A 793-nucleotide genomic window follows, 5' to 3' on the forward strand; every position below is an offset into this window, starting at 1 on the left:
CTTGTCCTGCATGATACGACCGAATTCACCTATCAAAGAGAGCGCCCGGATCTGATCGGGATGATTAAGCGTATCCCCAAAAGCAACTCTCGAAGATTGGACGGAAAACCCCAAACATACACGACATGCGGAATATTGATGCATTCGAGCCTTGCGGTGACCCTCGAGGGGCTTCCACTGGGGCTCAGCGCCGTGAAGTTCTGGACCAGAAAGAAATTCAGAGGGGTCGCTGCGCTCAGGCGCGAGGTCAACCTGACACGGATCCCCATTGAAACCAAGGAGAGCATTCGGTGGCTGGAGAACCTCAAGCAATCCACGGAGCTTTTCGAGGACCCATCGCAGTGCATCCATATCGGTGATCGTGAGGCCGATATTTATGAATTGTTTTGCGCCGCCCAAGAGGTTGGAACGCATTTCTTGGTAAGGACCTGTGTCAATCGCCTGGCAGGCGATGGCGACCATACGGTTGCAACGATAATGGACGAAGTCGTGGTCAAAGGTCTCCATCGGATCGAAGTCCAGGATAGCAAGGGCAATCCAGACCAGGCTGTTCTTGAAATCCGGTATCGTAAAATCCGTATTCTACCACCGATAGGCAAGCAGTCGCGGTATCCAGCTTTGACTTTGACAGTGATCCACGCTGACGAAAGAGGAGCGCCAAAGAACAGAAAGAAGATTGAATGGAAACTCCTGACCGATCTTCCGGTGCAATCGCGCGGGGATGCGATCGAGAAACTCGAATGGTATTCCCTGCGATGGAAGATCGAGGTCTTCCACAAGATACTCAAATCCG

Annotated in this window: 1 protein-coding gene; it reads left to right on the forward strand. The window is 52.2% G+C overall.

Translation table 11 applies throughout. The annotated features are described in order from the left end of the window. The coding region (locus tag XI09_RS08480) for an IS4 family transposase (RefSeq protein WP_271566437.1) at nucleotides 1-793 on the forward strand (793 nt) is incomplete at both ends.

It is taken from the genome of Bradyrhizobium sp. CCBAU 11386, assembly GCF_028128955.1.
Classification (GTDB): Bacteria; Pseudomonadota; Alphaproteobacteria; order Rhizobiales; family Xanthobacteraceae; genus Bradyrhizobium.